At 75.0% G+C, this 24844-nt stretch carries 20 protein-coding genes and 1 pseudogene; 18 read left to right on the top strand and 3 right to left on the bottom strand.

Annotated features, from left to right (window positions below; all coding sequences use genetic code 11):
* Positions 1-125 precede the first annotated feature (125 nt).
* From ACWV17_RS08060 to ACWV17_RS08050, 3 genes are all read left to right on the top strand, one after another.
* Complete coding sequence (locus ACWV17_RS08060; protein ID WP_455359097.1) at positions 126-1145, top strand: iron ABC transporter substrate-binding protein; 1020 nt, start codon at positions 126-128, stop codon at positions 1143-1145.
* Positions 1146-1151: 6 nt separating this feature from the next.
* On the top strand, positions 1152-2738 hold the full coding sequence (locus ACWV17_RS08055) for an ABC transporter permease (RefSeq protein ID WP_455359096.1): 1587 nt from the start codon (positions 1152-1154) through the stop codon (positions 2736-2738).
* A gap of 133 nt (positions 2739-2871) precedes the next feature.
* On the top strand, positions 2872-3906 hold the full coding sequence (locus ACWV17_RS08050; RefSeq protein ID WP_455359095.1) for an ABC transporter ATP-binding protein: 1035 nt from the start codon (positions 2872-2874) through the stop codon (positions 3904-3906).
* On the opposite strand, the gene ACWV17_RS08045 is transcribed toward ACWV17_RS08050, so the two are convergent.
* Positions 3878-4360: a DUF6069 family protein gene (locus ACWV17_RS08045; protein WP_455359094.1), complete on the bottom strand. Its 483-nt coding sequence runs from the start codon at positions 4358-4360 to the stop codon at positions 3878-3880. The genes ACWV17_RS08050 and ACWV17_RS08045 overlap by 29 nt on opposite strands.
* A 240-nt stretch (positions 4361-4600) precedes the next feature.
* Between ACWV17_RS08045 and ACWV17_RS08040 the strand changes: the two genes are divergently transcribed.
* The 3 genes from ACWV17_RS08040 (at position 4601) to ACWV17_RS08030 (ending at position 7113) form a co-directional block, all read left to right on the top strand.
* Complete coding sequence (locus ACWV17_RS08040; protein WP_455359093.1) at positions 4601-5290, top strand: hypothetical protein; 690 nt, start codon at positions 4601-4603, stop codon at positions 5288-5290.
* An 85-nt stretch (positions 5291-5375) separates the two neighbouring features.
* Positions 5376-6671 (top strand): DUF6745 domain-containing protein, encoded by a 1296-nt coding sequence (locus ACWV17_RS08035; RefSeq protein WP_455359092.1) that lies wholly within the window; start codon positions 5376-5378, stop codon positions 6669-6671.
* Positions 6672-6684: 13 nt separating this feature from the next.
* The gene (locus tag ACWV17_RS08030; protein ID WP_455359091.1) at positions 6685-7113 is read left to right on the top strand and encodes a hypothetical protein; all 429 of its coding nucleotides are present in this window, start codon (positions 6685-6687) and stop codon (positions 7111-7113) included.
* A gap of 17 nt (positions 7114-7130) precedes the next feature.
* Here the strand turns inward: ACWV17_RS08030 and ACWV17_RS08025 are convergent, their stop codons facing one another.
* Positions 7131-8357, bottom strand: coding sequence for a hypothetical protein (locus ACWV17_RS08025; protein WP_455359090.1), 1227 nt, complete (start codon positions 8355-8357; stop codon positions 7131-7133).
* A gap of 156 nt (positions 8358-8513) precedes the next feature.
* Between ACWV17_RS08025 and ACWV17_RS08020 the strand changes: the two genes are divergently transcribed.
* The 11 genes and pseudogenes from ACWV17_RS08020 to ACWV17_RS07970 all read left to right on the top strand — a co-directional run bounded on the left by ACWV17_RS08020 (position 8514) and on the right by ACWV17_RS07970 (position 22030).
* A complete protein-coding gene (locus ACWV17_RS08020; RefSeq protein WP_455353859.1) occupies positions 8514-9512 on the top strand; it encodes an ABC transporter substrate-binding protein in 999 nt (332 codons plus the stop codon).
* Positions 9509-10606: a FecCD family ABC transporter permease gene (locus tag ACWV17_RS08015; protein WP_455359089.1), complete on the top strand. Its 1098-nt coding sequence runs from the start codon at positions 9509-9511 to the stop codon at positions 10604-10606. The genes ACWV17_RS08020 and ACWV17_RS08015 overlap by 4 nt, the downstream gene beginning before the upstream one ends.
* Positions 10603-11661: a FecCD family ABC transporter permease gene (locus ACWV17_RS08010; protein ID WP_455359088.1), complete on the top strand. Its 1059-nt coding sequence runs from the start codon at positions 10603-10605 to the stop codon at positions 11659-11661. The genes ACWV17_RS08015 and ACWV17_RS08010 overlap by 4 nt, the downstream gene beginning before the upstream one ends.
* A 47-nt stretch (positions 11662-11708) precedes the next feature.
* Positions 11709-12573 (top strand): annotated as a pseudogene (locus tag ACWV17_RS08005) (ABC transporter ATP-binding protein).
* A gap of 77 nt (positions 12574-12650) precedes the next feature.
* Positions 12651-12764 carry a streptamidine family RiPP gene (amiA, locus tag ACWV17_RS08000; protein ID WP_254373437.1) on the top strand — a complete coding sequence of 38 codons (114 nt, stop codon included), beginning with the start codon at positions 12651-12653 and terminating at the stop codon, positions 12762-12764.
* Positions 12765-12879: 115 nt separating this feature from the next.
* On the top strand, positions 12880-13695 hold the full coding sequence (locus ACWV17_RS07995) for a hypothetical protein (protein ID WP_455359087.1): 816 nt from the start codon (positions 12880-12882) through the stop codon (positions 13693-13695).
* Complete coding sequence (locus tag ACWV17_RS07990) at positions 13692-15233, top strand: CocE/NonD family hydrolase (protein ID WP_455359086.1); 1542 nt, start codon at positions 13692-13694, stop codon at positions 15231-15233. Before ACWV17_RS07995 ends, ACWV17_RS07990 begins: the two co-directional genes overlap by 4 nt.
* A complete protein-coding gene (locus ACWV17_RS07985) occupies positions 15230-16609 on the top strand; it encodes a YcaO-like family protein (RefSeq protein WP_455359085.1) in 1380 nt (459 codons plus the stop codon). Before ACWV17_RS07990 ends, ACWV17_RS07985 begins: the two co-directional genes overlap by 4 nt.
* A gap of 11 nt (positions 16610-16620) precedes the next feature.
* Entirely contained in the window at positions 16621-18516 is a 1896-nt protein-coding gene (locus ACWV17_RS07980; RefSeq protein ID WP_455359084.1) for a hypothetical protein, read from the top strand.
* Positions 18513-20249 (top strand): ABC transporter ATP-binding protein/permease, encoded by a 1737-nt coding sequence (locus ACWV17_RS07975; RefSeq protein ID WP_455359083.1) that lies wholly within the window; start codon positions 18513-18515, stop codon positions 20247-20249. Before ACWV17_RS07980 ends, ACWV17_RS07975 begins: the two co-directional genes overlap by 4 nt.
* The gene (locus tag ACWV17_RS07970; RefSeq protein WP_455359082.1) at positions 20246-22030 is read left to right on the top strand and encodes an ABC transporter ATP-binding protein; all 1785 of its coding nucleotides are present in this window, start codon (positions 20246-20248) and stop codon (positions 22028-22030) included. Before ACWV17_RS07975 ends, ACWV17_RS07970 begins: the two co-directional genes overlap by 4 nt.
* A gap of 43 nt (positions 22031-22073) precedes the next feature.
* Here the strand turns inward: ACWV17_RS07970 and ACWV17_RS07965 are convergent, their stop codons facing one another.
* The gene (locus ACWV17_RS07965) at positions 22074-22442 is read right to left on the bottom strand and encodes an ArsR/SmtB family transcription factor (RefSeq protein ID WP_455359081.1); all 369 of its coding nucleotides are present in this window, start codon (positions 22440-22442) and stop codon (positions 22074-22076) included.
* Between the two features lie 105 nt (positions 22443-22547).
* Here ACWV17_RS07965 and ACWV17_RS07960 point away from each other — a divergent pair, with 105 nt between their 5' ends.
* On the top strand, positions 22548-24740 hold the full coding sequence (locus tag ACWV17_RS07960; RefSeq protein WP_455359080.1) for a heavy metal translocating P-type ATPase: 2193 nt from the start codon (positions 22548-22550) through the stop codon (positions 24738-24740).
* The last annotated feature ends 104 nt before the right edge of the window (positions 24741-24844 follow it).

Below are 24844 nucleotides of genomic sequence, written 5' to 3'. Positions count from 1 at the left end.
CACAGAGAAGTCACAACTGATCCACTGAGGGTGGAACGTTGCGTACGTCACTCTTGACGTTTAGGTTAGCTTTACCTTATTTATAGGGCGTTCGTTTCCAGGTACCTCCGCGGAAGGCTTCACCCATGCGACGCCCCTTGGCCCGCCCGCTGATCGCTCTCGCCGCGGCAGCCCTGCTCCTCCCCACCGTCGCCGGCTGCGGCAGCGACGAGGACGACGCCGGTCTGGTGATCTACTCCGGTCGCAACGAGAAGCTGGTCAAGCCGCTCCTGGAGGAGCTGGAGAAGGCGGTCGGCACCACGGTCGCCGTCCGCTACGGCGACAGCGCCGAGCTGGCCGCCCAGATCCTCGAAGAGGGCGACAAGACCAAGGCGGGACTGTTCTTCTCGCAGGACGCCGGCGCCCTCGGCGCGCTCTCCAAGCAGGGCCGGCTGCAGAAGCTGCCGCAGGCCTCGCTGGACCAGGTGCCGGCGGAGTTCCGCGGCGGCGCGGGCGACTGGACGGGCACCTCCGGGCGCGCGCGGGTCATCGCGTACAACCCGGACAAGGTCGCCAAGGCGCCGGACAGCGTGCACGACCTGGTCAAGCCGGAGTGGAAGGGCAAGGTCGGGTACGTCCCGACGAACGCCTCGTTCCAGGCCTTCGTCACCGGGATGCGCGTCCTCGAGGGCGACGAGGCGACCCGCACCTGGCTGAAGGGCCTCAAGGCCAACGACCCCAAGGTCTACGAGAACAACCTCAAGGTGCTGGAGGGCGTCGGCGAGGGCGAGGTGTCCCTCGGCCTGGTCAACCACTACTACTGGTACGAGCAGGTCGCCGAGAAGGGCGAGGACAAGGTCGGCGCGAAGATCCACTTCCTGCCGGGCGGCGACCCGGGCGCGCTGGTCAACGTGGCCGGTGTCGGCATCCTCAAGGGCAGCGACCAGGCACCGGTGGCCCAGAAGGCCGTCGACTTCCTGCTCTCGAAGAAGGCGCAGACCTATTTCGCCGAGGACACCAAGGAGTACCCGCTGGCCGCCGGAGTCACCAGCACGGTCAAGGGCCTGCCGCCGCTGAACTCCCTCGACGCCCCCAAGATCGACCTCGGCAAGCTCGACTCTCTTCAGGAGACCCTGAAGATGCTCCAGGACGTCGGGATGGTCTGAGCGGTCATGCGTACGAAGGATCCCGTCGAACGGACGGGTCCCGCCGCCCGCCCGGCCGGCTCGCCCGCGCCGGCCGGGCGGCTGCGCGTCCAGGGCAGACCGCCGGCCGCCCTGGTGGTCCCGGCCGCGGTCGCCGCGGTGTTCGCCCTGCTGCCGCTCGGCTACCTCGCGGTGCGTTCCCTGGAACGCGGCCCCGGCTACGCCTGGGACGTCGTCGCCAACGAGCGCACCGCGCTGCTGCTGGGCCGCAGCCTCGGTCTCGCCGCGGTCGTCGTGGCGGTCTGCCTGGTGCTGGGCGTCTCGCTGGCCTGGCTGACCGTACGGACCGCGCTGCCCGGCGCCCGCGCCTGGTCGGTGCTGGTCACGCTGCCCCTGGCGGTGCCCAGCTATGTCGCGGCCTTCGCCTGGCTGTCGGCGTTCCCGGAGACCGCGGGCTTCACCGGCGCCGCCCTGGCGCTGACGCTGGTGAGCTTCCCGTACGTCTATCTGCCGGTCACCGCCGCGCTGCGCGGCACCGATCCGGCGCAGGAGGAAGTGGCCCGCTCGCTCGGCCTCGGCCCGCTGCGGACCTTTCTGCGCGTCACTCTGCCTCAGGTCCGCCCGGCGGCCGCCGGGGGAGCGGTGCTGGTCGCGCTGTACGTGCTCTCCGACTTCGGCGCGGTGTCCCTGATGCGCTACGACACCTTCACCCGCGGCATCTACACGTCCTACCGGGCCAGCTTCGACCGCACCCCGGCCGCCGCACTCAGCGTCGTCCTGGTGGTGATGACCGTGGCCCTGGTCGCCCTGGAGGCCCGTACGCGCGGGCGTGCCGGGCACGCCAGGACCGGCACCGGCACCGCACGCCGGGCCGTCCCCGCGCCGCTGGGCCGGCTGCGGGCGCCCGCGCTGCTGTGGTGCGCGGCGGTCACCGCGATCGCCGTCGTCATCCCGCTGGGCACGCTCGCCTACTGGCTGGCCGTCGGCAACTCCGCCACCTGGGACCCGGCCGGGCTGCTCGACACCGCCGGCACGACCCTGGGTGTCGCCGCGGCCGGCGCCGCGCTCACCACGCTGCTCGCCCTGCCGGTCGGCGTGATCGCCGCCCGGTACCGGGGCCGCGCCGCGCACCTGCTGGAGCAGTCCGCGTACGCGGGACACGCGCTGCCGGGCATCACGGTCGCCCTGGCCCTGGTCTTCTTCGCCGTCCGCTACGCCGAGCCGCTGTACCAGCAACTGCCGCTGCTGGTCTGCGCGTACGCCGTGCTGTTCCTGCCGGTCTCGGTGGCGGCCACCCGTGCCGCCGTGCTCCAGGCGCCGCCGGTGCTGGAGGACGTCGCCCGCTCGCTGGGCCGCAGCCCGCTGCGGGTCCTGCGCGAGGTCACGGTTCCGCTGGCCGCGCCCGGCGTCGCGGCGGGCGCCGCCCTGACGTTCGTGGTGTGCATGAAGGAACTTCCGGCGACCCTTCTGCTGCGCCCCACCGGCATGGACACCCTCGCCACCCGCCTGTGGACCGAGACCGGCACCGGATCCTTCGCCGCCGCGGCCCCGTATGCGGCACTCCTCATCCTGCTGGCCGCCGTCCCCTCCTACCTCCTCGGCCGTCGCCGGTGAGCCGAAGGGGCGCGCCTGCGCCGAAAGGAAGGAGAGCGCAGGGAGTGAGGAACGAACGACCGAGCACGACGCCGTCGGCGCAGGCTCCGAGCGCCCCGGAGGCGAACCGAGCCCGAAAGAAGGGGCACCGCACATGACCGAACTGCAGATCTCCGGCCTGTCCAAGGCCTACGGCCCGGACTCCGCCGTCCTGAACGGGCTGGACCTCACGGTTCCCGGCGGCGCGCTGGCCGCCGTGCTCGGCCCGTCCGGCTGCGGCAAGACCACCTTGCTACGCATCATCGCCGGCTTCCTGCGGGCCGACGCGGGCACCGTCACGGTCGGCGGACGCACGCTGACCGGGCCGGGGCTGCATCTGCCGCCGGAGAGCCGCCGGATCGGCATCGTCCCCCAGGAGGGCGCGCTCTTCCCGCACCTGAGCGTGGCGCGCAACGTCGCCTTCGGCCTGACCGGCCTCGACCGCGGCAAGCGGCGCGGCCGCAGCGAGGAGATGCTCGAACTCGTCGGACTCGGCGGTTACGGCGACCGGATGCCGCACGAGCTGTCCGGCGGCCAGCAGCAGCGCATCGCCCTGGCCCGGGCGCTCGCCCCGGAACCGGCGCTGGTACTGCTCGACGAGCCGTTCAACGCGCTGGACAGTGCCCTGCGTTCGGGAGTACGGGCCGATGTCCGGGCCGCCCTGCGGGCCACCGGCGCCACCGCGATCCTGGTCACCCACGACCAGCAGGAGGCCCTCTCCACGGCCGACCTCGTCGCGGTCGTACGCGACGGGACGATCGCCCAGTGCGACACCCCCCAGGAGGTCTACCGCCGGCCCGCGAACCCCTGGGTGGCCGGCTTCGTCGGCGACGCCGTCCTCGTGCCCGGCACCGCCGACAACGGCACGGCCGCCACCGCCCTGGGCCGGCTGCCGCTGGCCGCGCCCGCCGCCGGCCGGCGCGACGGGACGGTCCTGCTCCGGCCCGAGCAGCTGCAGCTCACCGAAGCTGCGACGGGCGTACGCGGCACGGTGACCGATGTGTGCTTCTACGGCCACGACGCGATGGTCAGCGTCACGGTCGACGGCCTGGACCTCCCGGTGGACATCCGCGTCTCGGGGCCCGTGACCGTACGCCCGGGCCAGGAGACGGGCATCCGCGTCACCGGCGAGGCGACGCTGCACGCGTGACCGAGAGCCGCACGGTGAGCGGCGGAATGATCACTGCCGCGGCGACCAGGTGGGACAGGGCGAGCACGACCTGCGTCGACGCGGCGGTGTGGGGTGCGATGAACGGTCCCACGAGCGAAAGGGCGGTGAGGGCGACCGTGACGGCTACGAACATACGCGCGGGACGGCGCGCCCATCGGGAGAGCGCCACCGCGAGCACGATCCCGACGACCGACCAGAACAGCACACCGCCGGCGAACCCGAGAACCGGGATCGGCTGAGCCTCCGGTGCGCCGGGACTCGCCGCATCCATCGGCACGCCGACGGCCCGCGCGCCGAGCGCGAACACCTCGGTGACGACGGCCCCGGTGACGGCGGCGAGGACGCCGACCTGCCACACGGGCCGGCCGGTGACCACGGAACGGATCGAGAAGGTGCGGGCGGCGCGGGGGGTGGTGTGCGCGGTCGCGGTCATGGCGGGGCCTCCTGGTCGGCGGTTGCGGTTGCGATTGCGGTTGCTTCGCAGGGGTAGACCCCGGCGCGACGCACAACTCATCGGTCCCCGGGAAGAAACCGCCGACTTTCCTGCCGCGCCGGACGCTGACCTCGCTGGTCTAGGATGCCGACCGGTCGGGCGGGGAAGCCGCCCCGCGGGGAGGGCAGGCGCATGGCGTTCAACGGAGCCGGAGCAGGGACACCGCCACCTCCTGCGCCCATGCCGCAGCCGGCGCCGCTCGCACCGCCCGCAGCGGGCCCCGGGCCCGGCCGGGCCCTCGGTGTGCTGCCCGCGCTCGTGACCGCCAACGGCGTGGCCTGGCTGCTCCTCATCCCGGCCGTCCTGCTGCTGATGGGTGACGGCATCCAAGTGGCCACGGCCCAGCAGAAGTTGCGCTTCTTCATCGGCGCGGTTGTCGTGCTCGGCGGCTGCGCGCTGGTCAACGCGCTGTTCTCGCTGGCTCTGGGTCGCGCGCTGGCCCGGCTCGAAGGCCCGCGCCCGGCCCGCGCGTTCGTCTCCGGCGGCCTGCTGCAGTTCACCGCGGTCACCTCGGGCGTCCTGGCCTTCGGACGTACCGACGAGTGGCGGGACGAGACCATGGCGCGCACCGTGATCGGGCTCGCCGTGGTCTGGGCGATGTACGGCTTCGGCCACCTCCAGCAGTCCCGCGCGGCCCGGCACCTCGCACCGCGGGCGTCCGTCGTCCACGCGGTGACCGGTTTCGCCGGCCTGTGCTGGCTGCCGCTGCAGGGACTCAGGCTGGACCTCGACGACTTCGGCGCGGCCGGGATCGCGCTGGCCGTGACCCAGGGGGTGTGCGCCCTGGCGTTCCCGGTGGTGATCGGTGTGGTCTGGCTCCGCTATGCGGTGGGCCTGCGCCGGATCACCAGGACCCCGGCCGTCGGTTAAGGGTGCCCGGTCTCGTGGCTTTGGCCGGGTCCATTCTCCAGCGGGCAGAACGATGAGACTCTGGAGGGGAGTTCACGGGGGTGGAATGAGATCGGGCCGGCGGATCGCGGATCTGACCCAGGCGCAGGAGCTCGCTCTGCGCCGGGTGGGGAAGGACTGGGCAGCGGTCGAGTGCGCCACCGGACCGGGCGACCGGGCGGCCGCGGAGGACGGGGTCCGAACCGCATACCGAGCCCTCGGACTGGCGCCCCCGCGGTTCATCGTCTGGCTCGGCTCGCCCTGGGCCGGCGTGATCGGGCAGTCGATTCTCCCCAAGATCATCGCCTCGGTGACGGGGGACCGGCTGGCCCCGTTTCGCCCCCGGCTGCGCAGACAGGTGCCCGACAAACGCTTCGCCGCCTTCCTCTCGCCCGACGTCCACGACCGGATCGACGCCCGGGTGACCGATGAGGTGGCCGAGCGGGTCACGAGCCTTGCGTTGCAACCCTGGTCCTCGCTGTCCGGCTGGCAGTTCCTGGCGCTGGGCCGGACGAGGGACGAGGTCACCGCGCAGCTGTCGCGTGTCGTACGGGAGGAACTCTCGTCCGTCTCCGGTTACACCCAGTCGCAGGCCAGACTCGACCGTCACGTGCTGCCACGGGTGCACGCCGAGCTGGTGGCTCAGGTGGCCGCTCAGGCCGGGGTTCGTCCCGGACCCGTGAAGGTACCGGCCCGGCTGCCCTTCCACTGGTGGCACCACACCCCCCAGGGCCGATGGGGGGTCTCGTGCTACGCGTGGGCGGACGCCATGGAACGCATCGGCGTGCCCGGTCTCGGCATCACCCACGGGGAGCAGCAGGTCGCCCGGCACGCCGGCTGGTGGTGGGCCTTCCACGACTACGCGGTCCTCACCCCCCGTCCCGATGTCTTCCGGCAGGACGCGGAAGGGCGGGCCCACTGCTCCGACGGTCCGGCGGTGGTGTGGCCGGACGGCTGGTCGATCCATGCCTGGCACGGAACAACGGTTCCGTCCTCCCTGATCGAGGGCGCATGGGACACCGACCGGATCCTGCGGGAGCCCAACACCGAGGTGCGCCGCTGTGCGATCGAGCGGATGGGGTGGCCGCAGTTCGTCGCGGCGGCGGGACTGCGGCAGGTCGGTGACAGCGAGCCCGATCCCGGCAACCCGGGACAGAGGCTCACTCTCTACGACATGCCCACCGAGATCTACAACGTCCCCGTGCGCGTTCTGCTGTGCACCAATGCCTCACCCGAACGTGACGGCAGTCGCCGCCAGTACGGGCTCACCGTCCCCGCCGACGTTCCCGACCCCGTCACCGCGGCGGCCGGTCTCCTCGGCCTGACCCGCGAGCAGTACCTCACCCTCACCCGAGCCACCTGAAAGGCAGCGACACATGACCGAACGGCATTCCACGCTCGCGCACGTCACCGCGCTCGCGGGGGTCGATGTCCTGGACCACCTCGACCGCGAGGCCACCATCCGTGTTTCCTCCGGCCTGCAGCGCCAGGGCGACGTCGGACTCATCCCCGTGGGCCTCATCGGCTACGAGCCTCCAGCGGGCGGCGGGCAGGTCCCCGCCGCCGGAGTGCCCCTGGTGTCGTCCGGCGGGGGCGGCAACACCCATCTGCTCGTCGCCGACGGACCGGTCACCTGGACGCCGATCGAGCCCGACGGCGCCGACGTCGGCTGCTTCACCGTCCACGAAGGTGCTGTCGCCTACGTCCTGCACCCCGAACACGGAGCCATGGGCCACGCCCCCGGCACCTATCTGGTGCGCCGCCAGACGGAGCAGGCCAACGACAGCCGACTCGTCATCGACTGAAACTGACCGGGCATCCCCTAACGGCCGACCGGGTCTCCGTGGGCACCGTCGGCCGGGGTCATCAGGGTCAGATGGCCGCCCTCGTCCAGCGGCGTGGGAACGCTCAGCACCCGGTGGCGGGCGGGCCGTTCGGCGTCCACCAGGTGGATCTCGCCGTGGCCGCCGCGGGTCACCGCGATCAGTGACGAGCCGGGGGAGGCAGCCACCGCGCGCCGCTGGACGCCGTCCCACGGGGTTCCGCCGCGCCGAGGGGCGCCCGCCATCGGCGGGAGCGGGACGCGGGCGGTGACCTCGGGCCGGCCGGCCGCGGAGATCAGGATCAGTTCGTCGCCGTCCGGATGGATCCGTACGAAAGCGACGTGCCGGGCGGCCACGGCGAGCCGGAAGACCAGACCGGGGCCGAGTTCCAGGCGCCCCGTCGTGGCCTCGTCGAGCCGGTGCCACCAGGCGTGGTTGGTCCACTCGGGCCAGTCGCCGGGAGCGCCCGGTCCGCCGCGAACACAGGACCACAGGGTCCGCCGCGCCGGGTCGAGCCGCAGGTAGTAGCCGCGCCCGGCGCCGCCCCAGGACAGCGGGATCTCGGGCACCAGCCGGCCGTCCTCCGCCCGTGCCCGGTGCACCCCCTCGCCGGTCGCGGCGAACAGCCGTGCGGCCAACGGGTCCTGAGCGTCCCCGTGTCCGTCGGCCGGCAACGGCAGACTGTGCCGCGCCTCGGCCGGCGGGCAGGCAGGCGCGGCGGCCAGCAGTTCGGCGTGCCGGTAGGCGGTGAGGGAGCCGGGCTCCCGGTGCCGGAGCACGACCAGCGGATCCCGGTCGCCCAGCACGACAACCCCCGGTTCGCCGACCCGGGTTCGTACCCGTACCGCGCGGGCTCCGCCCGCGGCCGCCAGGTCGACGACGGTCAACAGGTCGCTCCAGGGCTCCCAGTTACGGCCGAGGCCGGTGGTGACCGCGAGGCGGCGGCCGGTCGCGTCGGCGGCCAGATGCTCTGCGGGCACCGCGACGGGGACGGTGGTCTCCACCCAGGGCCGGCCGGCGCCCGCCGCGAAGGGGGCGAGCACGACCAGTTCTCCGGCGCGGTCGTCCACGAACGCCGTGCGGTCCCCGGGGAGCGCGAGGAACCCCGCGTGCTCGGCGAGGTGACGGCCGTCGAGCCGCTCCAGCGGCCGGCCCTCCGGAAGTTCCAACAGATGTACGGCTCCGGCGACTTGGTCGGCGACGAGCAGTCGGGGCAGCGGGGGCACGGGCGGGCTCCTTCGGTCCGGGCGGGACGGGTGGACTTGATTTGGTAATGATTATCATGTCTAAATGTGGCTCTCGGGGGGATGGCCGGGGCGCCCCTCCGCATCTGACGTGACTGTCGTCAGCGCTCCGGAAGACGAGAAGAACAGAGAGCTGCCATGTCGCGCACCGCGATCAGCCGCGCCCGCCGCTGGCTGGCGACGGCCGTACTGGGATCCGTACTCGTGGCCTGTGGCACGGCCACGGACAAGCCCGCGGACCCGGCCGACGCCAAGGACGCCAAGGGCACCAGGGCCGCGTCGAAGACGGACACCACGGTCGAACCGGTGAAGTCCGCGCGGAAGATCACCGACGTCAAGGGCGTCACCGTCGCCACCACCGCGCCGCCGAAGCGCATCGTCTGCCTGGTCGCGCTGTGCGACGACATGCTGACCGAGCTCGGCCTCGAACCGGCCGCCACCAACTCCGCCCTGCTCGCGCACCCGAAGTTCCTCGGGGAGGCCCGCGCCAAGAAGATCCCGGTGATCCCCGGCGGCTTCCTCAGCCCGGAGGCGGAGGCGATCCTCTCCCACAAGCCCGACCTGGTCATCGGACTCGGCGACACCCACGGAAAGCTCGCCCCCGCCCTGAAGGGCGCCACGACGTTCTGGCCCGTCCAGCCGGGCTCGTGGCAGGACAGCGTCGCGTACCTGCGTGACCTGGCCGCGCTCACCGGCCGGGGTGAGCAGGCGGTCGCGGCCGAGAAGAAGTTCCGCACCAAGCTGGCCGCGGCCGAGGCGGACAAGAGCGACAAGACCGCGCTCATCATCTTCGGCAGCGACGAGAACTTCGGCGTCGCCACCCCCGGCAACGACGTCGTGGCCGGCCTCTTCCCCACGATCGCGGACTACCCGTGGAAGAGCCGCGGGGTCGAGGGCACCTACAGCCTCGAAGAGATCATCGCCCGGGACGTGGACGTGCTGTTCGTCGAGACGCTGTCCTTCGGCAAGCCCGACGGAAAGCTCTCCGAGAAGCTGGCCAAGAACCCCCTGTGGGCGCAGATCCCCGCGGTACGGAACGACAAGGTCGTCGAGGTCGATCCGGAGGTCTGGGCCAAGGGCCGCGGCACCCGCTCGCTCTCCCTCGTCCTCGACGAGGCGACGGCCGCACTGCGGTGAGCCGGCGCCTCCCCGGCGTCGCGGCCGCCGCCCTCCTGGCGGCGGCCGCGCTGCTCACCCTGTGCCTGGGCACCCCGCAGGTGCCACCGCACCGGCTCTTCGCCGGCGACGGCGTGACCCAGGTGATCGTCACCCAGCTCCGGCTGCCCCGGCTGGTCCTCGCCCTCGTCGCCGGCGCCTGCCTGGGCGCCGCCGGGCTCGTACTCCAAGAGGCGCTGCGCAATCCGCTCGCCGTCCCCGAACTGCTCGGTGTCTCGTCGGGCGCCGCGCTCGGCGTGGCGGCGCCGCTGGTGCTCGCCCTCGCCGTCCCCATGGCCGTACAGCCGCTGCTGGCGCTCGGCGGCGCGGCACTGGGCGGGGCGCTGACGCTGGTCGCCGCGGGTTTCGGGCGCAGCCCTTCGGCGGTCCTGCTCACCGGTGCGGCGGTGGCCGCCGCCCTTCAAGCCGCCCTGCTGGTCCTGATGGTGATGGCGGATCAGCTCGATCTGCAGATCATCTACCGCTATCTGCTGGGCAGTCTGTCCGCGCGGACCTGGGACGACGTGACCGGTCTGTGGCCCTGGCTGCTGATCGCGGTGCCCGCCCTGGTGTGCTGCGCGCCGGTCCTCGCCGTGCTGCGGCTCGGCGACGACGACGCCCAGGCGCTCGGCGTACGGGTGCGACGGGCCCGGTTCGCGGCGCTCGCCGTGGCCGTGCTGCTGATCGCCCCGGTCGTGGCGGTGTGCGGCCCGGTCGCCTGGGTCGGCTTCCTCGCCCCCCACCTCGCCCGCCGGCTGCGCCCGGACGCGGACGCGGTGCGGTGGCTGCCGTGGGCGGCGATGTGGGGCGCGGTGGTCGTGGTCTGCGCCGACCTGCCGGCCCGGCTGGCGCTGGCGCCGACCGAGACACCGGTGGGCGCGTGGACCGCGCTGCTCGGGGTGCCGGCGGGCGTGGCGCTGCTGCGGATGCGGGGGCGGCCGCCCGCCGGTACGGACTCCGGTGCGGCTCCCGCGCATTGCGGTACGGCCGTACCCGCGCAGGCCGGTGGTGGCGGTGCGGGCTTCGACGCAGGCCGGGACAGGACGTTCGGTCCGGACCGGGAGGCGGCACGATGAGCGCCCGCACCATAACGCCGCCCGCGGATTCGCCCGCGCGCGTGCACCCCTGGCGGCGGCCGGCGCTGGTCGCCGTACTGCTGCCGCTCGTCGGCTGCGCGAGCCTGCTGGCCGGGCGGGCCGTGACGCCCGCGGACGTGTGGCAGGTGCTCCTCGGCGGGGGCGACGAGACCGCCCGGCACATCGTCCTCCAACTCCGGTTCCCGCGACTCCTCGTGGCGCTCGGCGCGGGAGCGTGCCTGGGGCTCGCCGGACTCGTACTCCAGTCGGCGCTGCGCAACCCGCTCGCCGGACCGGAGGTCACCGGGGTCACCCCGGGCGCCGTGCTCGGCGCGGTGGCCGCGACCGGCGTGGGCCTCGCGGGATGGGAGTCGCCCGCGGCCGTGGTGGCCGTGTCCTGCGCCGGAGGATTCACCGGCGCAGGACTGCTGTGGCTGCTCGCCGGGCGGGACCGCGGCGATCCCGGCCGGACCGCGGTGTACGGCGTGCTGGTCTCCGCCCTGCTCGCGGGCCTGACCGCCATGGTGCTGCTGGTCGCACCGGGTGAACTGGGCAGCGTGGTGCAGTGGCTGGTCGGTTCCACCGAGGGGCGGGTCTGGGACCACTGGAACCTGCTGTGGCCGTGGGCCCTGCCCTGGGTGGCCGCCGCCTGTGCGCTCGCGGCGCCGCTCACGCTGCTGCGCTGCGGCGACGAGCAGGCCGCCGCGGCCGGGCTCGCCGTGGGCCGGGCCAGGGCTGCCGCGCTGGTGTGTGCCGTCGCGCTGACGGCGGGAGCGGTGTCGGTGGTGGGCGCCCTCGGGTTCGTGGGGCTGCTCGTGCCCCATCTCGCGCTCGCCCTGTCCGGCGCGGACCTGCGCGTCACGCTGCCCGGAGCCGCCCTGCTGGGAGCGGTCGTGGTGGGCGGCGCGGACGCGGTGGCACAGGCGTCCTCCCGGTGGCTCGCCGCGGTGCTGGACACGGACCGGCTGACGCTGCCGACGGGCGCGGTGACCACGCTCGTCGGGGCGGCCCTGCTGCTGATGGTGGTCCGCCGGGTGCCGGCCGACGGGCACTGACACCTCCAGGCCACATGACTTCGTGACTTCGAGATTCGAGGACGGACATGACGCAACCCGCACCCGCCGCACCCCGTACTGCCGAGGGCGCCCCACCCGGAGAGGACGTCCTGCGCGTCGAAGGCGTGCGCTTCGGCTATCCCGGCCGTCCGGTGCTCGACGGGGTGGATCTGCGGATCCGCCCGGGCGAGCTGGTCGCGCTGATCGGTCTCAACGGCTGCGGCAAGAGCACACTGCTGCGCCTGGTGGCCGGACTGCTGCGGCCCCAGGAGGGCCGCGTACTGCTCCAGGACCAGGATCTGGCCCGGCTCTCCCGGCGTGCGACGGCTCGCCGGGTGGCCCTGCTCCACCAATCCGGGCCTCCCGTACCGGGAATGACCGTACGTCAGCTCGTCCGGCAGGGCAGATACGCGGCCCGGGGCCCCCTGGGCATGCTGCGCGAGGGCGACGACGAGGCGTGCCGGCGCGCGCTGGCCGACGCCGGGGTCGGCGCGTGGGCGGCGCGCCCGGTGGACTCGCTGTCCGGGGGCGAACGGCAGCGGGTGCGGCTGGCGATGGCGCTGGCCCAGGACACTCCCGTCCTGCTGCTCGACGAGCCCACCACCTACCTGGATCTGCGGCACCAGCTGGAGGTGCTGCAGACCGTGGTGCGGCTGCGGGAGGAGCGGGCGCTGACGGTGGTGATGGTGCTTCACGACCTCGCCCACGCAGCCCGGTTCGCGGAACGGATCGTGGCGCTGCGCGAGGGCCGGGTGGCCGCCGACGGCGCCCCGGCCGACGTGGTGACGCCGGAGCTGCTCGCGTATGTGCTGGGTGTGGCGGGGAGGGTGGGGCGTGACCCGCAGGGCGGCTGGCCGGTGTGTTACCCAGATCACCCGCTGCCACTTGTAAAATGACAATCATATTCATTAAGTTGTCCGTGCGGGGTCCACCGGGCCCCGATGCCGCCTCACACGCGGCATCTCTCGCATGACATGGAGGCTCAACTCATGGAGCAGGACAAGGTGTTCACCCCGATCGCCGAGCAGGGCCAGCTCGCCCACCTGTCGGCCACCCACTCCAACGCCCTCGTCGAGAACCCCTTCGACGACGGCGAGGAGTAAGCAGCACCGAGGGCCCGCCCGTACCTGAGCGGGCGGGCCCGCCACTCGCCCCCCAGAGCCGCACCTCGGCGCCCAACCCAGAGCCGCAACGCAATTCCCGAACGGAGAACGTCACGTGACCCGCACGCAACTGGCCCCCGGTACGGCCGTCGTCACCGTGCCTGGACAGGGACTCGCGGTCCGTACGCCGGACGGGGAGTTCCTGCGCGTCAACACCGGGCAGGTGTCACCGCAGGCCCTGCTGGCCCGGCTCGCAGCCGGTGACGCTGGGCCGGACACCGAACGGGACGCCGAACCGGACGCCCTGGTCGGGGCGTTCGCGGCCGCGGGTTATCTCGCGCCGCCCCGCGCCGCCTGGCTGGCCGCCCGCCGTGCGGTCCTGCTCACCGGCGCCCCCGCGCTCACCGGTCCGCTCGCCGCGCTGCTGACGGCCGCCGGAGCCGAGCCGCGCACCGGGACGGCCGACGAGGCTGCCACCGCGCGGCGGGAGCAGACCGCCGCAGTGGTGTGGTGCCTCGACGAGCCGGTCCCGCCCGGCCTCTGGGACGGTGCCGATCGGCTGCCGGAACACGGAGTCGCCTGGCTGCGTTGCCACCGCGAAGGCCTCCAGGCATGGATCGAACCGACCGCCGCCCACCCGGGTGACGTGACGTCCGCCCAGGTACGGATGCGGCGGCTGGCCGCGACCTCCGCCCACCGCGAACTGGCCGCCTACTGGGACGGCCACCGGCTGGAAAGCGACACACCGGCCTCGACCGCTGCCTCGGCGGCGCTGATCGCCGCTCTGCTGGCCACCGACCTCGCCGCCTGGGCGCACGGCACCCCCGCCGGCCGGCTGCTGCGTCGTATCGACCTGCGCGACCTCACCGTCACCGCGCACACCGTGCTGCCGGTGCCCGAGGTCGCGCCGCTGCCCCGGCCCGCCGCATGACCCCTCGCACAAGCGGCATACGTACGTCGTACGTGGTCACGACCGACGACGGGGTCCGGCTCGCCACCGACCTCTGCCTCCCCGACGATTCCGGGTCGCCGCGGGACGTCCGCTTCCCCGCCGTCCTGATCCGTACGCCGTACGACCGTCGCCGCCACCACGCCGAACTGAGCGGCTGGGCCACCCGTGGTTTCGCCGCCCTCGCCCAGGACGTACGCGGACGGCACGACTCCGAGGGCGGCTGGCAGCCGTACCGGAACGAGGCCGCCGACGGCGCCGCCACCCTGGCCTGGATACGCCAACAGCCCTGGTCGGACGGGCGAGTCGTGGCCGCCGGCGCCTCCTACGCCGCACACTGCGCCCTCGCCGCCACGACCGGGCCCCGGCCACCGGAGGCCGTGATCGCCGCGGTGCCCGCCCTCGGCCTCGCCGAGACGGCCCGGGAGGCCACCGGGCCCGAGCGGCTGCTCGCGCGGGCCGGCTGGTGGGCGGCGCACGGGGACCGCCGCGACGGTGACGAGGATGCTCTCGCCAAGGCGCTGGCCCACGATCCGCGGCTGCTCGAACACCTTCCCCTCCTCGAACTGCCGGCCTGGCTCGGCCGCGCACTGCCGTCCTGGCGCTACGTCTGGCAGCACCACCCTGACGGTGGGCCCGCGCTGACCGGGGCGGGCTCGCGCGTGCCCCTGCTCGCCGTCGGCGGTACCCACGACCCCTTCGCCGAGGACACCCTGCGGTTGTGGCGCACCTGGGTTGGCCCGGCGCGCCTGCTGCTCGGCCCCTGGGGGCACGCGCTGACCGCCGGACCGGGCCCCGACGCCGGCGCGGCGCACCGGCTGCGGCTGGGGGAGCTGTACGTACGCTGGGCCACGGCCGCATTCGCCGGCCCCGCCCCGGCCCGGGCCGGAGCCGTCGCCCTCGGCGGCAGCGAACTGTGGCTGGACGCGGGGGAGTTGGACACCCGGCCGAGGGAGTTCCGGTTCGCCGACTGCGCCGGGCTGCGTCTGCTGCGCGGCCCGGAGTTCACCGCCGACCCGGACCGGCCCGTCCGCTCCGACGACCTGGTCGTCCCCCGCACCGGCCCCGCCGACCGCTGCCTGCTGGTCACGGCCCCCCAGCCGCGCCCGGTCGACCTGATCGGCCCGGCCGAGGTCCGGCTGCGCGCCACCGCGGACACCCCGGTGGCGGACTGGGCCGTACGCCTGGTGGCGCTCAGCCCCGAGGGCGCGGCCCAGCCGCTGGCCACCGGGGTCGTACGCCAGCGGGCGGACCCCGGCCGCCCCGCCGACGTACAGGTGCCGCTCGGCCACATCGCCCGGCGGCTGCCCGCCGGTACCCGGCTCCGCCTGGAGATCGCCGGACACCACTTCCCCGCCCACGCCCGCAATCCGCACACCGGCGAGGACCCGCTGACCGCGACCCGGCTGCTGCCGTCCGCGCGGAGGGTCGGCCTCGACGGCAGCGCTCTGCTGCTGCCCGTGGCCTCGCCCAGGAACTTCACCCACGCCGTGAACCCCCAACAGGAGATCTGCCGATGACCGCGCTGTCGCCCGACGCGCTCGTGGACCCCGTCTGCGGCATCGTCCGCAGCGTCGCCCCCGTCGAGCACCCCGCCGGTGCCCCGCCCCGCTACACCGCGATGACCGCCGAGGTCTCCGACGCACGGCGCTTCGGCGCGTGGCCGGCCGACCGGGTCGCCCTCGGCACCACGTTCGGCGACCCCGAGGGCGCCCGGATCGCCGCCATCGCCGAGGCCGCCGAACGCTACTGCGGCAACCGGCTGCCCCCGCCAGGCCATCCGGAGGCACCGCTGCGGGCCACCGCGGGTGAACTCACGGAGAAGGGGCTGCGGTTGTACGGCCCCGGCGAGCTGCCCGCCTACGCGGACTGGCAGTACGCGCGCGACCGCTTCCCCTACCGGCCGCTGACCGAGGACACCCCGGCCCTGTGGGCGCGCGGCCACGAGCTGATGGGGGCGGGGGAGCAGGCGGAGTGCTGGGCGCCCGTCGCCCTCACCCACCTCAACTGGCGCCAGGGCGAACTGCGTTTGCTGCCGCGCACCCACCACCTCAACTATGCGGGCATCGCCACCGGGCAGGGGTTCGACGACGCCGTGGAGCGCGGGCTCCTCGAAGTCGTCGAGCGCGACGCACTGGAACTGTGGTGGCATCTGGACGGGCCGGCCCGGGGCATCGACCCCGACAGCGTCCCCGGGCTCTCCGCCGACCTCGCCGGTTGCGGGCTCGGCGTCCGGATCGTCGAGATGCCGTCGGAATTCGCGCCCTGCATGGCCGCACTCGTCCACGATCCGGTACGCGGCCTGTACGCCGCCGGGTTCGCCTGCCGCTACGACCCGGCGGAGGCGGCCCGCAAGGCCGTACTGGAAGCCGTCCACACCTGGGTCTTCACCCAGGGGCTGACGGACCCGGACGGCTGGGTCTTCCGGGCCGTCGACGCCGGGCTGCTCGCCCGCGGGCTCTACCTCGACCACCGGGCCGACCGGCGCTACCTCGACGACTGCGGCGAGGACTTCGGAGCCGTCCGGGACCTCGGCGCGCACGTCCAGGTCTGGCTCGACGACCGAGTGGCGCCGCTCGCCCGGCGCTTCACCGACCCGGCCGGCGGGGTCATCGGCATCGACGCGGTCGCCGCCGGCAGCAGACAGCACCTGGACCAGGCGCTCGCGGCGGGCGGTCACCGGGTGATGACCTTCGACCTGACCACGGAGGACGTCGCCGAGACCACCCTGCGGGTGGCCAGGGTGCTGGTCTCCGGCCTCATCCCGAACGCGCCCGCCGCGTTCGCCTACCTGGGCAGTTCACGCTTCGGCCGGGCGGCGCTCGCCCGCGGCTGGCGTACCGAACTCCCTACGGGTCCGGGGGACTTCACCCTCACCCCACCCCCACACATGTGACGGGGCGGACGATGACGACCACCGACCCGGCCGCCGCGCTGGCCCGGGCACGCTCGGCCGAGGAACCGGGCCCCGGCCCTTCGGCAGGCCCGCCCGTCACCCGCTGGCCCGGCCCGGTGCAACCGCTCCCTGCCGCGCCGGAGGCCACGGGGGTCGACCTCGGGACCGTGCTGCGCCGCTCGCTCGCGGCGCGGGACCGGGGCGGCCGGCTGCGCGCGGTGCCGTCGGCAGGAGCGCTGCACCCGGTCAACGCGCATGTGCTCGCCGGGCCCGGCTGTTCGGTGCCGCCGGGCCGGTACGCGTACGACCCGCTCGCCCACCGGCTGCGGCGACGCGGCCCGGCCCCGGCTGGCGCGCCGGCGGGTGCGCTGGTCGTGCTGACGGTCACCGCCCGCCGGACCGAGTCCCACTACGCCCACCGCGCGTGGCCCCTGCTCCTGCTGGACACGGGCCACGCACTGGCCGCACTCGCCCTGGCGGGCGCGCATGCACTCTGCCTGGACGCGGACGCGAGCCTGCTGGCCGCGGCGGCGGCCCTCCCGGCCGACGCACACGACTGGCCGGACACCACCCCGGAACACCCACTCGCAGCGGCGCACTTCCCCCCGCCGACCCCGCCCGGCCCGACTGCCGCGCGTGTCCGGTCCGGCGCGCGTGGCCTGTCCGGCTCCTCGACCGGCCCGGCGGGCGGGGCTGCCGCGAGCTCACAGGCGTACGGCCCGACGGATGCGTACGAGCACTCCGGCGCGACGAGCGCCGACGGCTTGTCGGGCGGGTCCCGCCGCTCCGGTTCGCCCGGCCCGTCCGGCGCGTGGGACCCCTCCGGTTCCTCGACCGGCCCGGCGGGCGAGGCCGTCGCGAGCGGGCGGTCAGGCTGGTCACAGGCGTATGGCCCGACTGACGCGTACGGGCACTCTGGCGCGACGAGCGCAGGCGGCCTGTCGGGCGGGTCCGGCCGCTCCGGTTCGCCCGGCCCGTCCGGCGCGTGGGACCGGTCCGGTTCCTCGACCGGTCCGGCGGGCGGGGCTGCCGCGAGCGGGCGGACCGGCTCGACCGGCTCGTCACACGCCTGCGGCTCGACGGACTCGAACGGGCGCTCCGGCGCGACGAGCCCAGGCGGCGTGTCGGGCAGCACGGCCTTGCCCGGCCTGTCCGGCGGGTCCATCGCGTCCGGCGTATCGCGGCCGTCCCGCGCGACGAGCGCGAGCGGCGTGTCGCGCGGGTCTGGCCCGCCCGGGCCGGCCGGAGGGACGGGCTCCGGGGGTTCGGTCGGTCGGGCGGCCCTGGCGGCTTGGGCCGGAGGGCCTGCGCCCGGCACTGCCGCGGCCGGTGGGCATGTCCTGGACGTCCTGGGGCGGTCCGGGTCCGGGGCCGGTACCTGGCAGGTGACCCCCGCTCTGCCCGGCACGGGCCGGGCGGAGCGGCGCAGTGCCGAGCCGCCGCTGCGCGGCGTGCCGCGGGCGGAGGACCTCCGCGCTCTTCTCGCGGCCGCGAGCAGTGCCGGGGCCGGGCCCCGGTGGTGCGTGGCCGTCGGCGGGCCGCGGCCCGCCCTGCTCGAAGCCGTGCCCGGGACCGGGGAGTTGCGCCGGCTCGCCGGCGGCGACGCGCGGCCGACCCTCGCCGTCTGGGGCGCGCGGCAGAGCTGGATCGCCGAGGCCGGCGCGGTACTCCTGGCGTACGGCTGCCCCGATGACGCCTCCCCCCGCCGCATCCGGCAGGACCATCTCACCGCCGGGCTCGGTGCAGGGCTCGCCCAGGCCGCCGCGACCCGGCCGGACCTCGCCACCCGGCCCGTGGGGTCCTGGCAGCAGGCCGACCTCGGTGCCGCGCTCGGCGGCGCACCCGGCCGGGACTGGATCATCCACGCCCTCGCGATCGGCACCACCGGAAAGGGCGAGCGCCCATGATGCTGCACCCCGAACTCGTCACCGCGGCCCGCACGGTACGCGGCCCGCTGGGCCGCGCCACCGGCCTGCTCGCGGCCGTGAGCGCCACCCACCTCGCCCAGGCCGTCCTGCTCGCCCACGCCCTGGCCGCCGTCGCGCGCCGCGAAACCGGCCAACTGCCCGCCCTGCTCGGCGCGGTACTCGCCGTCGTCGCCGTCCGCGCCTGGCTCACCCGGTGGCAGCGCGCGGTCGCCGTGCGCGCGGGAGCGCTGGCCCGCGTACGCCTGCGGGACACGCTCCTGCACCGGCTCGGGCAGGCCGGCCCCGCACCCCTCACGGCCGCGCGGGCCGGCGCCGTACGCGCCACACTCGTCGACGGCGTGGAAGGCGTGGACGCGTATCTCTCGCGCTACCTGCCCCAGTTGGTGATCACCTGCGTGGTCCCCCAGCTGCTGCTCGTCCCCCTCGGCATCCTGGAGCCGTTCATCCTGCTCGCCCTGGTCCCCGCGCTCGTGCTGGCCCTGCTGGTGCCCCGCTGGTGGGACCGGCTGCTGGAGAGCCGCGGCAAGGAGCACTGGGACTCGTACGAGAACCTGGCCGCCGACTACCTGGAAGCCCTCCAGGGCATGTCCGCGCTGCGCGCCGCCGGCGCCGTCGCCCGCACCCGCCGGAAACTGGAACACAGGTCCGCGGCGCTGCACCGCGCCACCGTCGCCAAACTGCGGGTGTCACTCGTCGACACGGGACTCACGGACCTGGCCATCCAGGGCGGCACGGTCGCCGCCGCGCTGCTGGCCTGCGCGGCCGCCGCGGGCGGGCACACCACCCCGGCGGGCACCTATCTGCTGCTGATGCTCGCCTCCGAGTGCTTCCGTCCCGTCCGTGATCTCTCCCGGGAGTGGCACGCCGGCTACCTCGGGGTCTCGGCCGCCGACGGCATCGCCGCGCTGCGCACCGCCGAGCCGGGGATCCTGGACACCGGGACCACCGACGCACGCTGGCAGGCACCCGAAGTCCGGTTCGAGAATGTCCGCTTCGGCTACCCCGAGGCGCGCCGCCCCGCCGTCGACGGGGTGAGCTTCACCGCCGAGGCCGGCCGTACGACCGCGATCGTCGGCCCCTCGGGCGCCGGGAAGTCGACCCTGCTCGCCCTGCTGCTGCGCCGGTGCGAACCGCAGCACGGCCAGGTGGTGGTCGACGGCGCGCCCGTCCGCTCGTACACGCTCGACTCGCTCCGCCGGGGCATCGCCGTCGTCTCCCAGGACACCTACCTCTTCCACGACACGATCGCCGGCAACCTGCGCCTCGCCCGCCCCGACGCGGCCGACGAGAATCTCGTGCGCGTGGCGCGCGCGGCCGGTATCCACGACGAGATCGCCGCGATGCCCGAGGGCTACGCCACCGTGCTCGGGGAGCGCGGCGCCACACTCTCCGGCGGCCAGCGCCAACGCCTCGCGCTGGCCCGGGCGTTGCTGGCCGACGCGCCGCTCCTCGTGCTGGACGAGGCGACCAGCGCGGTCGACGAGCACCGCGAGGCCCGCATCGGGCGCGAGCTGCTGAAGGCCGCCGCCGGACGCACCTGTCTGATCGTCGCGCACCGGCTGGAGTCCGTACGCGACGCCGACCGGATCGTCGTCCTCGACGGCGGGCGCGTCGACGCGGTCGGCGACCACGACCGTCTCCTCGGGGACGGCGGCCTGTACGCCCGCCTGGTCACGGCGGGCCTGGAGACGGATGGAGAGCGGGCAGCATGAGTCCCGGCAGCTACGGCAGCTACGGCAGCAACGAAGAACCCGGCCTCGCGTACGGACACCGGCGCGGCGCGCTGCGCGCCCTGCTGCCCGCCCTCGCCGGGCACCGCGCCATGGTCGCCCGCACCTGCGCCGCCGCGCTCGCCGACCAGGCGTCACTGGTCGCGCTGGTCACCCTGGTCGCCCATGCCGTCGGTACGGCCGTCGTCGCGGGCACGGTCCCCGGACCCGCCGTGGTCGGGACCATCGCGGGCCTGGTCCTGCTGCGGGCGTTCGCGACCTGGCGCGAGATGGACCTCTCCCACGACCTTGCCTACCGGGTCCTCGCCGAACTGCGGGTCCGCGTCTTCGACGGGCTCGCGCGCAGCGCGCCCGCCAGGATCGCCGGCCGGCGCAGCGGGGACCTGGCCGCGACCGCGCTGGGAGACGTGGAGGCGCTGGAGTTCTTCTACGCGCACAGCACGGCCCAACTCCTCGCCTCCGGCGGCGTGTTCGGCGCCGGGACGGTGGTACTGGCCGTCGCGGAGCCGTTGCTGCTCGCCGCCGTGCTGCCCGCGGCCGCCCTGCTGGCACTGGCGCCCTTCGTCGCCGCGCGGCGCAGGGCCGAGCACGGAGCGCGCACCAGGGAGGCGGCGGCGCGGCTCTCGGCCGACGCCGTGGAGGCCGTCGACGGACTGCGGGAGCTGCTCGCCTTCGGGGCGCTGAACCGGCGCCGCGCCCAACTGGCCGACCGGGGCCGGGCACTGGGGCAGGCGCAGCGCACCGAGTCGGCCTGGGAGGCGACCGCCGCCGCCGTACGGGACGTGCTGGTCGCCGCCGCCGTGCTCGGAGTCGTCGCCGTCGCCGCGCAGGCCGTCGCGGCCGGACGGCTGAGCGGCGCCTGGGCTCCGGCCGCGGTCGCCCTCGCCCTCGGCATCCTGGCACCGGTGGCCGATTCCGCCGCCGCGCTCAGCCAGGCGGGCGGTCTGCGGGCGGCCGCGGCCCGGGTCGGGGCCGCCGTGTCCGCCCCCGCCGGCGCGCCGGAACCGGGCCGGCCCAGGCCGCTGCCGGCCGGGCCACTGGGTCTGCGCCTGCGCGAGGTCCGCTTCGACTACGGAGGCGCACCCGTGCTGGACGGCGTCGACCTCACCGTCCCGGCGGGACGGACCACGGCCCTGGTCGGCGCGTCGGGTGCGGGCAAGTCGACCTGCGCGCATCTCCTCGCCCGCTTCTGGGACCCCGTGTCCGGCGCGGTCGAGCTGGTGCCCGCGTACGGCGATCCGGTGGACGTACGGGACCTCGCCGACCCGGAGCTGCGCCGCGCGGTGGCGGTGGTCGGCCAGGAGGCCCCGCTGTTCCACGGCACGCTGGCGGAGAACCTGCGGCTCGCCGCCCCCGAGGCGGACGACGGCGCGCTGTACGGCGCGGCCAGGGTCTGCGGCGTCGACCGGATAGCCGGCGGCCTCCCGGACGGCTACGCCACCCTCGTCGGTGAGCGCGGCGCCACCCTCTCGGGCGGCCAGCGGGCGCGCGTCGCGCTGGCCCGCGCCCTGCTCGCCGGGCCGCGGATCCTCGTACTGGACGAGACGACCGCCCACCTGGACACGGCCGGGGACGCCGAGCTGACCGCGGCTCTGCGGGCCGCCTCGCGGGGCCGCACCACCCTCGTGATCGCGCACCGCCCCGACACGATCCGGCGCGCGGACCGGATCGCCGTACTGGAGTCCGGCCGCGTCGCCCAGGAGGGGACCTGGGCGGAACTGACCGCCGAGGGCGGGGCGTTCGCGCAGGTCCTCACCCGCTGAACCCGCTGCCCGCTGAACCCGCTGCCCGCTGGACCGGCCGGCCCTACGACCCGTCCGTACGGCCCGGCAGGTCGCGGGCGCCGAGGCGCAGGTGCTCGATGTGGTAGACCGCCTCGTCGAGCAGCTGGGCGACATGGTTGTCGTACAGGCTGTACTCGATCCGCCGGCCCTGGCGCGTCCCCGTGACCAGCCCGAGCGCGCGCAGCAGCCGCAACTGGTGGGAGACCGCGGACTGTTCCATGGCGACGGCCTCGGCCAGTTCGGTCACACCGCAGGGCCCCTGGCGGAGCCGGGTGAGGATCATCAGCCGGGACGGCGTGGCGAGCGCCTGGAGCGTGGCGGCGATGGCGGCTGCGGAGTCCGCGTCCAGATGCGCGGCGGGCGTGGTCTCGCCGTTGACTCCGTGTCCCATGCGCCTATCGTAACCGCGCATCAGGTGCAATACATGAAGAGATGTTCATGTCTTCCGGTATGGTGGTGCCCGATCCCCCGATCGCTCCCCGAAGAGGTGTGCTTCATGGCATCCCCGGTACTCGACAACGCGCTCGGCGGCCGGCCCGCGCCGCCGCCCGCGGTACCGCCGTCCCCGCGCCGGACCGGGCTGTCCGCGCTGCCCGAGGTGCGCTGGGCGGCGCTGTCCGCCCTCGCGTTCCTGTGCGCGTTCCCGCTCGACCTGGCCGGCGCGCCGGCGTGGACCTGGGGGCCGCTGTACGCGCTCTGCTACGCGGCCGGCGGCTGGGAGCCCGGCTGGGCCGGGCTGCGGGCCCTGCGGGAGAAGTCACTCGACGTCGACCTGCTCATGGTGGTGGCCGCCGTCGGTGCGGCGGCGATCGGCCAGTTCCTCGACGGCGGCCTGCTCATCGTCATCTTCGCCGTCTCGGGCGCCCTGGAGGCACTCGCCACCCGTCGCACCGCCGACTCCGTACGCGGTCTGCTCGACCTGGCGCCGGCCCGGGCGGCCAGGCTGACGGGCACCGGCGACGAGGAGGGGGTGGACGTCGCCGCGCTCCGGGTCGGCGACACCGTACTCGTACGCCCGGGTGAGCGGCTGCCCGCCGACGGCACCGTGCTCGACGGCGCGAGCGAGGTCGACCAGGCCACCATCACCGGTGAACCGCTCCCGGTGCCGAAGTCCCCGGGCGACGAGGTGTTCGCCGGAACCCTGAACGGGACCGGCGCGCTGCGGGTCGCGGTGCGCAAGGACGCCTCCTCCTCGGTGATCGCGCGGATCGTGGCGATGGTCGAGGAGGCGAGCGCCACCAAGGCGCCCACGCAGCTGTTCATCGAGAAGATCGAACAGCGCTACTCGGTCGGCGTGGTGGCCGCCACGCTCGCCCTCTTCCTCGTACCGCTCGCCCTCGGCGCGGACTTCACCCCGACCCTGCTGCGCGCCATGACGTTCATGATCGTGGCCTCGCCGTGCGCGGTGGTGCTCGCCACCATGCCGCCGCTGCTCTCGGCGATCGCCAACGCCGGCCGCCACGGCGTGCTCGTCAAGTCCGCGGTCGCGATGGAACGGCTGGGCGAAGTGACCACGGTGGCGCTGGACAAGACCGGCACCCTCACCGAAGGGACCCCTCGGGTGACCGAGGTACGCGTCCTGGCCGGCGCCGGACTCGACGAGGACGCGGTACTGGAACTGGCCGCGGCCGCAGAGCACCCCAGCGAACACCCGCTGGCGCGCGCCGTGGTGAGCGCCGCCCGGGAACGCGGCCTGCGGCCGGGCGCTCCGGAGACGTTCTGCTCGCAACCGGGCCGTGGCGTACGGGCGGTCGTCGCCGGACGTGACATCCGTGTCGGCAGCCCGGCGGCGCTGCTCGATGCCCGAAGCGACACCGAAGGCGTAACCGAAGGCACAACGGAAGGCAACGCCGGTGACGGCGGCCCCGCGAGCAAGGCCCGCCCAGGGCCGCTCGTTTGGATCAGGCCGGATCAGGGAGCGTGGTCTGGTGCCGTGCATCGCAAGGCGGAGGAGGGAGCCATGGCGGAGCCCTGGCGACTGACGACAACGCGGCGAGGTGCGGTGCCAGGGCCCGCGAGCCCGGCAAGATCCAAACGAGCGGCCCTAGCCGTCGCCGAGGTGGAGGACACCGGCCGCACCGCCGTGGTCGTGCGGGTCGACGGCGCGCCGGCCGCGGTACTGGCCGTCGCCGACCGGCTGCGCGCGGGTGCCCCGGCCGCCGTCGCCGCACTCGGCCGGCTGACCGGCTCAGCGCCGACGCTGCTGACCGGCGACCACGGGCGCGCCGCCGACCGGGTGGCGGAGGAGGCCGGCATCCGCGAGGTACGCGCGGGCCTGCTGCCCGAGGACAAGGTGGCAGCGGTACGCGCCTGGACCGCGGCCGGGGAGAAGGTCCTCGTCGTGGGCGACGGGGTCAACGACGCCCCGGCCCTGGCGGCCGCGCACGCGGGTGTCGCCATGGGCCGGGCCGGCTCCGACCTCGCCCTGGAGACCGCCGACGCGGTCGTCGTACGCGATGAACTGGCCACCGTGCCCGCGGTCGTCGCGCTGTCCCGCCGCGCGCGCCGGCTCGTCGTCCAGAATCTCGTCATCGCCGGGGTCTGCATCGGCGCCCTGGTCGTCTGGGACCTGGCCGGGCACCTGCCGCTGCCGCTCGGGGTCGCCGGCCACGAGGGCTCGACCGTGCTGGTCGGGCTGAACGGCCTGCGCCTGCTGCGCGAATCGGCCTGGCGGCGCGCGGCGGGCTGATGCCGCGCTGCAGGCCGAGGCCGCGCGGCAGGGGGGGGGGGGGGGGGGGGGGGGGGGGGGGGGGGGGGGGGGGGGGGGGGGGGGGGGGGGGGGGGGGGGGGGGG

Source organism: Streptomyces mabaensis (assembly GCF_053763515.1).
The sequence above is the reverse complement of the archived record's forward strand: the minus strand, read 5'-3'. Positions and strand labels throughout refer to the sequence as shown.

Excerpts from the sequence above, each read along its gene's own strand:
- ACWV17_RS08060 (WP_455359097.1), top strand. The coding sequence starts at position 126 with ATGCGACGCCCCTTGGCCCGCCCGCTGATCGCTCTCGCCGCGGCAGCC.
- ACWV17_RS08055 (WP_455359096.1), top strand. The coding sequence starts at position 1,152 with ATGCGTACGAAGGATCCCGTCGAACGGACGGGTCCCGCCGCCCGCCCG.
- ACWV17_RS08050 (WP_455359095.1), top strand. The coding sequence starts at position 2,872 with ATGACCGAACTGCAGATCTCCGGCCTGTCCAAGGCCTACGGCCCGGAC.
- ACWV17_RS08045 (WP_455359094.1), bottom strand. The coding sequence starts at position 4,360 with ATGACCGCGACCGCGCACACCACCCCCCGCGCCGCCCGCACCTTCTCG.
- ACWV17_RS08040 (WP_455359093.1), top strand. The coding sequence starts at position 4,601 with ATGCCGCAGCCGGCGCCGCTCGCACCGCCCGCAGCGGGCCCCGGGCCC.
- ACWV17_RS08035 (WP_455359092.1), top strand. The coding sequence starts at position 5,376 with ATGAGATCGGGCCGGCGGATCGCGGATCTGACCCAGGCGCAGGAGCTC.
- ACWV17_RS08030 (WP_455359091.1), top strand. The coding sequence starts at position 6,685 with ATGACCGAACGGCATTCCACGCTCGCGCACGTCACCGCGCTCGCGGGG.
- ACWV17_RS08020 (WP_455353859.1), top strand. The coding sequence starts at position 8,514 with ATGTCGCGCACCGCGATCAGCCGCGCCCGCCGCTGGCTGGCGACGGCC.
- ACWV17_RS08010 (WP_455359088.1), top strand. The coding sequence starts at position 10,603 with ATGAGCGCCCGCACCATAACGCCGCCCGCGGATTCGCCCGCGCGCGTG.
- amiA (WP_254373437.1), top strand. The coding sequence starts at position 12,651 with ATGGAGCAGGACAAGGTGTTCACCCCGATCGCCGAGCAGGGCCAGCTC.
- ACWV17_RS07990 (WP_455359086.1), top strand. The coding sequence starts at position 13,692 with ATGACCCCTCGCACAAGCGGCATACGTACGTCGTACGTGGTCACGACC.
- ACWV17_RS07985 (WP_455359085.1), top strand. The coding sequence starts at position 15,230 with ATGACCGCGCTGTCGCCCGACGCGCTCGTGGACCCCGTCTGCGGCATC.
- ACWV17_RS07980 (WP_455359084.1), top strand. The coding sequence starts at position 16,621 with ATGACGACCACCGACCCGGCCGCCGCGCTGGCCCGGGCACGCTCGGCC.
- ACWV17_RS07975 (WP_455359083.1), top strand. The coding sequence starts at position 18,513 with ATGATGCTGCACCCCGAACTCGTCACCGCGGCCCGCACGGTACGCGGC.
- ACWV17_RS07970 (WP_455359082.1), top strand. The coding sequence starts at position 20,246 with ATGAGTCCCGGCAGCTACGGCAGCTACGGCAGCAACGAAGAACCCGGC.
- ACWV17_RS07965 (WP_455359081.1), bottom strand. The coding sequence starts at position 22,442 with ATGGGACACGGAGTCAACGGCGAGACCACGCCCGCCGCGCATCTGGAC.
- ACWV17_RS07960 (WP_455359080.1), top strand. The coding sequence starts at position 22,548 with ATGGCATCCCCGGTACTCGACAACGCGCTCGGCGGCCGGCCCGCGCCG.